This window comes from Flavobacterium sp., from assembly GCF_044348915.1.
In the GTDB taxonomy this organism is placed as follows: domain Bacteria; phylum Bacteroidota; class Bacteroidia; order Flavobacteriales; family Flavobacteriaceae; genus Flavobacterium.
Window position 1 is genome coordinate 23,815 of the sequence record NZ_JBIKRX010000031.1, and the last position, 6,396, is coordinate 30,210.

A 6,396-nucleotide genomic window follows, 5' to 3' on the forward strand; every position below is an offset into this window, starting at 1 on the left:
GAACACTGAGCGCTAATTACTGAGCACTCAAAACTAGCTCTTCACTTCTTTGTTAAAGTAAACCAAGTAGTAATACATTTGTTTTTCTTCATCCCACCCTTTTTCTACAAATTTTTCCGCACTTTCTGGATTGATAAAATCCATTTTGATTTGAATTTGTGTGTCTAAGTTGATTACGTTTTTAATCGACTTTCGAGCATCTGAAACGGCTGCATTGGCAATCGGGAAAGTGGTTATGTCTTCGATACTGTATTTCTCGCCTTTATCTACTTTATAGTTTTTGAATTCAGGAATCAAATCAGGGTTATCCAAAACTTCATTCAAGAAATTAGTTTCTTCAAATTGATCATTTTTCGCAAAATAATTCACCGAACGATTCATAAACATCACTTCTTCCTTTTTGTCTTCGGCAGGAAAAACAACATCTTTTGCAAAACCTTGGCAAAATTTCAAGTATTTTTTGGTGATAAAATTTTCGTCTTCAAAAGCGTCAACCGAAAGAAAATGTTCTAACCAATAACGAGCATCATAACGGTTGCTATCGACTGTTAGGATTTTGTAACCTTCTTCTTTTTTATAATTGAAAATAAGACATCCTTTGTCGAGTTTGCTGAGGTTGATTCCGTGTTGTAAAATCATTTCCAGGTTGGATTCTTTTTCTTCAAACTGCAAGAAATCCGATTGCAATTCGCTTTTGAAAATTCCAATAGCATCTACCACATTATTGTCGATGTTGATATTGGTCAAATGCGCTACATAAACTTCCCCGTTTTTGATGTGTGGATGGTTGGATTGCTCAAATAAATGGTTGGTAATTTTTTTGGATACTTCGTGCAGACTTGCAGGGTTTTCGAATATTTCAGTAGCCAATTTATACATATCATTGTATTCCAAATCGACTTCGTGAGCAAATTGAAAGTAATTTTCTTCTTTTTCTCTAAAAGGTCTAAAGAAATATTCTTTGATTAAAGGAACAATTTCGTCTTTCAAATTAAACGGTTGTTCAGATAAAAAAATAGGCTCGTTGCGGCTTTTGTTTCCTACTCTGTGAATAGATAAAGTGTCGATATGGGTATTGAAAAGATTGATCATTAATTGTTTAAGGTTGTTTAAAAGTTTAAAATTGTTTAAGCGGTTTACAGTTTAAACATTTAAACTGTTTACGGGTTAGTGTGCGGAGATTGAGGATCTATAAATTTTGTTCCTCTAAAATCTTTTTTGTTTAGGTATGTAATGAAATTATGAATTTTAATGCTCAGTTTTTCGTATTCAATAACCAGATATTTTAATTGCTCTTCAGTGATATAGTCAATGTCATAAACTCTGTAAAGTTGAGAACGAGCTTCTCCTGCAGAACCTTTTGCGATAGATAAAAATTGTCGGAATTCAGCGTTCCCATTCCTTTCAAACCCTTCAGCTATGTTGTCCATAACTGATCCTGATGAGTCTTTTATTCGTGCGTTAAATCTATAATCTTTGGAGAGTTCAGTGTTTTTAGATATTAAAATTTTTTCTTTTGAAAGTCTTCGTGCGTCTTGCCAAATTTCTAAATCTTCGAATTTTGTTATTGTTGCCATCCAAACAGTTTTAAACTTTCAAACAATTTTAACCCTTTAATCTCTTTGATTAATTCCAGTTTTCTTCAAATCCGTAGTCTTCGAAGTTATCGTCTCCTTCGAACATATCGAGGTCTTCTTCGTCAAGATCGTCTTCGAATTCATTGTATTCATTTTCGTCTTCATCTGCGATGAAGTGTTTTTTCATCGCTTCGGCGGGCATTTCTCCAACAGAGAAAATAGTTTCAGGATAAATGTTTCCAGCAACAACTTCTTCGATAGAGGCCAATTCCACCAAGAAAGTCCACATGTTAATGAAATCGTAAACGTAAATAATCTTGGTATTTTCTTTATCCAAGATATCCGAAAGTTGATAATCGCTCATTGTTTTTTGTTCACCCGGAATATCTCCAGTATCAAACATTGGGATTTCATCTTCTTGATTCCAAGTGTCATCACAAGTGTAGAACGAAGCAACTTCCATTCCGTCAAAGCCGAAAGAATTGTAGATAGCATTGTGTAAATCCTCTAAAGTGTCTTCTTCAAGTATCGCAATGTCTCTAAAAATGTCTTCTTCGGTATCGAGAATTACTCTGAATTTGTAAACCATAATCTTTGTTTTTATTGAATGGTCAAAGGTAAAATTTAATTTTAGATTTTAGATTTTAGATTTCAGATTTGTTGATAAGATTTATGTGAAAAATAAAACGCGCTATTTGTTATCCAAAATAACATGCTCCCTTCGATAATTCTTTGGATTAGCCCTTTGTACGGCGAATCAAGATTTAAATTTAGGACAACAACAAAAGTAAAACTAATTGCAAAAATTATAAAACTAATCAAAGTATATTGTTTGCTATTTTTCCACTTTCTTGAATCAATAGCAATTAATAATATTGAAAATGGAACGATTAAGTATGTTACCATTCCCATTAAATTATGAATTATTTGAGATAAACTAGGATCAATAAATTTAGGATTGCATCCTACATCACAATTGTAAATTGCACAAATGATTGTTCCAAAACCATAACCTACCATAATACCCAAAAAACCAATTAATTTGGAGCTTGATTTTGGGATCATTTTTTGGGCAAGAAAAGAAAAAATAATAATTAAAATCCCACTAGGCAAATATCCAAAATATCGAATTACATCCGCGTTTGGAGCATCAACAGCATATAATTCGCTTATAAACTGGGATAAATGACTGTAATTAGGATTAAAAAAGCCTGCAATAATAGTAGTAATCACAAATAGTAGTACACTTAAAATTCCTGTCCAAAAAAGATATGTTTTTTGCATAATTAAACGTTCAATTTCTTAATCACTTTCGCAGGATTTCCAACCGCCAATGAATTATCGGGAATGTCTTTTGTAACCACAGAACCAGCACCAATCACGCACCCTTTTCCGATATTGATTCCCGGTAGAATAATTGAGTTACCTCCAATCCAGCAATCGTCTCCGATGGTTATGGGGAATGCATTTTCAACTGTTTTTCTGGATTCGGCATCCAAAGGATGATTTGCCGTATAAATTTGAACTCCAGGCGCAAAAAACACATTCGAACCAATGGTGACTTTCGCTCCATCGAGCACAACACAGTTTACATTGAAATATACATTATCTCCGCAAGAAATGTTGTATCCGTAGTCGCAGAAAAAAGGAGGTTCAATGTATAGATTCGTTCCAGCATTGGGAATTAATTCCTGAATTATTTCTCTGGCTTTTTTTGTGATTCTATATTCGATAACGTTTAATCGATGCAGTAGGTTTTTTGCTTTTCGTCGGTCTTTAACCAAGACTGCATCTCCAGCAAGATAAAACTGTCCGTCAATCATTTTCTCTTTTTCGGTTTTCATTGTTGCATTTAAGGAATTAGTGTCAAAAAAAGGAATTGTGTTTATTGCTTCGTTTCAATCTGCTAAAATCACCTTTTAGATTTATCTATTTTTTCGTGAATTTTAAGTGTTTCCTGCAAAGCTGCACTGCCATACCACATTGTTAGTTCTGCTTCAAGCAACTTAGATTGTACAGCTGGATCTGTGCTGACAAATTCTTGGGCTTCTTCGATAGTATTCGCATTAAAAATGTAAATGCCTCTATAATTTCTATCGTTTTTCATAAATGGGCCGGCAACCACTAGTTTGCCTTCTTTTGCCAATCGACCAATGTTGTTCATATGACCTTCGAATAATTTTTGGGTTTCTTCTTTTGTAGCAGTTGTGTTGCTTCCTGTTTTCAAAAGACAAAACACATATTTTTTCATTCCGCGTTCATCTGCATTTAGCGATTTAGCTAGTTTTTCGTCATAAACAGAACTTTTTTCTTGCGAAAAAACAGCCATATAAAAAGGCAAGAATACAACAACTGCCATTAAATTTTTCATTTCATATTTTTTTAGGTTAAAACAAATTTAGGTTTTTATAGAATTGCAACTTCCATTTTACGCTTATTTTTGAACCTCTGTGTTCATCTTGACAACTCATCCTCTAATTTCCGCAGTTCGGTAAGGATAAATTTCTATTATTTGGAAGTCGAAATACATTTGCTGCATCAAAATTGAATACTATGAAGACTTTTATAGCCAGTATGTTTTTCTTTTTTACCCTGGTTTCAATTGCACAAATGACGCTGTCAGGAAAAATAGTGGATTCGAAAAACAATCCAATTGCAAATGCGAATGTTTTTTTAGAAGGATCTTATGACGGAGCAACCTCAAATGCATTGGGGGAATTTAGTTTTTCTACATCTGCGGAGGGAAGTCAAATTTTGATGGTAAGTGCATTGGCTTTCGAAAACTGTAAAACAGCAGTTACGATTGGTCAAAATCAGTTTTTGATCATTGTTTTAAAACAGAGCTCCACAGAATTGAACGAGGTGATTATTACTGCTGGAACAATTGAAGCAGGTGATAAAGCCAGAGTTTCGGTATTGAAACCTTTAGATATTTTAACCACCGCAGGAAATCCTGGAGATATTGTATCGGCTTTGCAAACGTTGCCTGGCACTCAAGTTGTGGGTGAAAGCGGTAGACTTTTTGTTCGTGGCGGAGAAGCCAGTGAAACGCAGACATTTATTGATGGTATCAGAGTAGCTCAGCCGTACATTCAAACCACGAATAATGTACCTACAAGGAGTACGTTTTCTCCTTTGTTATTCAAAGGAACCACCTTTTCTACAGGAGGTTATTCAGCGGAATACGGTGAAGCACTTTCGAGTATTTTGGTGATGAATACGATTGATGTTCCCGATTTAGAGAAAACAGATATCGGACTAATGAGTGTGGGTTTAAGTGTCGGGAATACTCAAAAATGGGAAAAGAATTCACTTAGTGTTAATACGAGTTATCTCAATTTAGCGCCGTATCAAGCCTTGATGCCCGATAATATTAATTGGATAAAACCATTCGAATCCATTGGGGGCGAGACTGTGTTTAGACATAATTTCGAAAGAGGATTATTCAAAGTATATGCTTCTTACACCGCTGCAAAATTCGATGTAGCACAAGATGATATTAATTTCCCCAATCAGTTGAGAAATAGCAATAACAACACTAATTTTTACACCAATACTTCGTATAAGGGCAGGTTTGGAGATACTTGGAGGGTTTTTGCGGGCCTAAGTTATAGCTACAGCCATAATGAGGGAAAATTTGATGTTATTCATTACGATGCTGCCGAAAAAGCGATTCACTCTAAAATAAATTTCACAAAACCCATTTCAGATAGGATAAAAACTAGTTTTGGTGCTGATTACTTTTATACCAATTTCAGTCAAAAGGTGACCAATTTTGATACTGGATACAATTCTGAAATTGTTGCAGCTTATTTGGAGACCGATATTTTGTTTTCTAGAAATCTAGTAGCAAAGGTGGGACTGCGGTTTTCAAAAAATTATCTATTAAACGAGACTTCCATTGATCCAAGATTGGCTCTAGCTTATAAGGTTTCAAAAAACAAACAGTTTTCATTTGCTTATGGAGATTTTGAGCAAACTCCCAGAAAAGAATATTTGATATTTACAGATCAACTACAATCGGAGAAGGCACAGCATTATATTTTGAATTATGAGTACAGTAAGGATCGACAAATTTTCAGAGCGGAAGTGTATTTTAAAAATTATGATAATTTAGTGAAATATGATTCGAATATGCCTGCGTATAATAGCAATTATAGTAATAACGGAAGTGGATATGCAAAGGGCTTAGAGTTGTTTTGGCGCGACAGCAAAAACATCAAGAACCTAGAGTATTGGGTTTCGTATTCTTATATCGATTCAAAAAGAGATTATCAAAACTTTCCAAAAGAAGTTACACCCAACTTTGTTGCGGATCATACAATGTCTTTAGTTAGTAAGTATTGGATTCAGGATTGGCGTTCACAACTAGGTGCAACCTATACTTTTGCTTCGGGACGACCTTATAATGATCCTAATGCTAAAGATTTTATGAACGGGAAAACAAAGACCTATAATAATTTTAGTGTGAATTGGGCGTATTTGATTTCGCCTCAGAAAATATTGTTTTTTTCGGTAACGAATCTTTTTGGCTTCAACAATATTTTTGGATACAATTATGCGAACAAGCCGAATTCTATAGGGGTTTTCGAAAGGCAAGCTATTGTGCCAACCGCAGATCGATTTTTCTTTGTGGGTTATTTTTGGACGATCAGCAAGGATAAGAAAGTGAACCAGTTGGAGAATTTGTAGTTAGTCATTCCTTAAGAACCCACTTTTTGAGTTTTTAGATTTTTTACCAAAAATACATCTGCAAAAATAAGCAGTAAAAATTCGAGCCAAAGAACAATTTGCTCTTTGATTTGGTTGAATCGTAGTT

Annotated in this window: 7 protein-coding genes; 1 reads left to right on the forward strand and 6 read right to left on the reverse strand. The window is 34.4% G+C overall.

Features of this window, described 5'->3' with window-relative positions:
- Positions 1-33: 33 nt before the first annotated feature.
- The 6 genes from ACIQ1E_RS07320 to ACIQ1E_RS07345 form a co-directional block, all read right to left on the reverse strand.
- On the reverse strand, positions 34-1,092 hold the full coding sequence (locus ACIQ1E_RS07320) for a nucleoid-associated protein (RefSeq protein ID WP_396170074.1): 1,059 nt from the start codon (positions 1,090-1,092) through the stop codon (positions 34-36).
- A gap of 68 nt (positions 1,093-1,160) precedes the next feature.
- Positions 1,161-1,577: a four helix bundle protein gene (locus ACIQ1E_RS07325; RefSeq protein WP_396170076.1), complete on the reverse strand. Its 417-nt coding sequence runs from the start codon at positions 1,575-1,577 to the stop codon at positions 1,161-1,163.
- Positions 1,578-1,626: 49 nt separating this feature from the next.
- Positions 1,627-2,166, reverse strand: a complete 540-nt coding sequence (locus tag ACIQ1E_RS07330) for a hypothetical protein (RefSeq protein WP_396170078.1) — start codon at positions 2,164-2,166, stop codon at positions 1,627-1,629.
- Positions 2,167-2,228: 62 nt separating this feature from the next.
- The gene (locus tag ACIQ1E_RS07335; protein ID WP_396170080.1) at positions 2,229-2,861 is read right to left on the reverse strand and encodes a DUF998 domain-containing protein; all 633 of its coding nucleotides are present in this window, start codon (positions 2,859-2,861) and stop codon (positions 2,229-2,231) included.
- Positions 2,862-2,863: 2 nt separating this feature from the next.
- The gene (locus tag ACIQ1E_RS07340) at positions 2,864-3,421 is read right to left on the reverse strand and encodes a sugar O-acetyltransferase (protein WP_396170082.1); all 558 of its coding nucleotides are present in this window, start codon (positions 3,419-3,421) and stop codon (positions 2,864-2,866) included.
- A gap of 68 nt (positions 3,422-3,489) precedes the next feature.
- Positions 3,490-3,948 (reverse strand): YciI family protein, encoded by a 459-nt coding sequence (locus tag ACIQ1E_RS07345; RefSeq protein ID WP_396170084.1) that lies wholly within the window; start codon positions 3,946-3,948, stop codon positions 3,490-3,492.
- A 182-nt stretch (positions 3,949-4,130) separates the two neighbouring features.
- On the opposite strand from ACIQ1E_RS07345, the gene ACIQ1E_RS07350 reads away from it, so the two are divergent.
- The gene (locus ACIQ1E_RS07350; protein ID WP_396170086.1) at positions 4,131-6,269 is read left to right on the forward strand and encodes a carboxypeptidase-like regulatory domain-containing protein; all 2,139 of its coding nucleotides are present in this window, start codon (positions 4,131-4,133) and stop codon (positions 6,267-6,269) included.
- Positions 6,270-6,396: the final 127 nt, after the last annotated feature.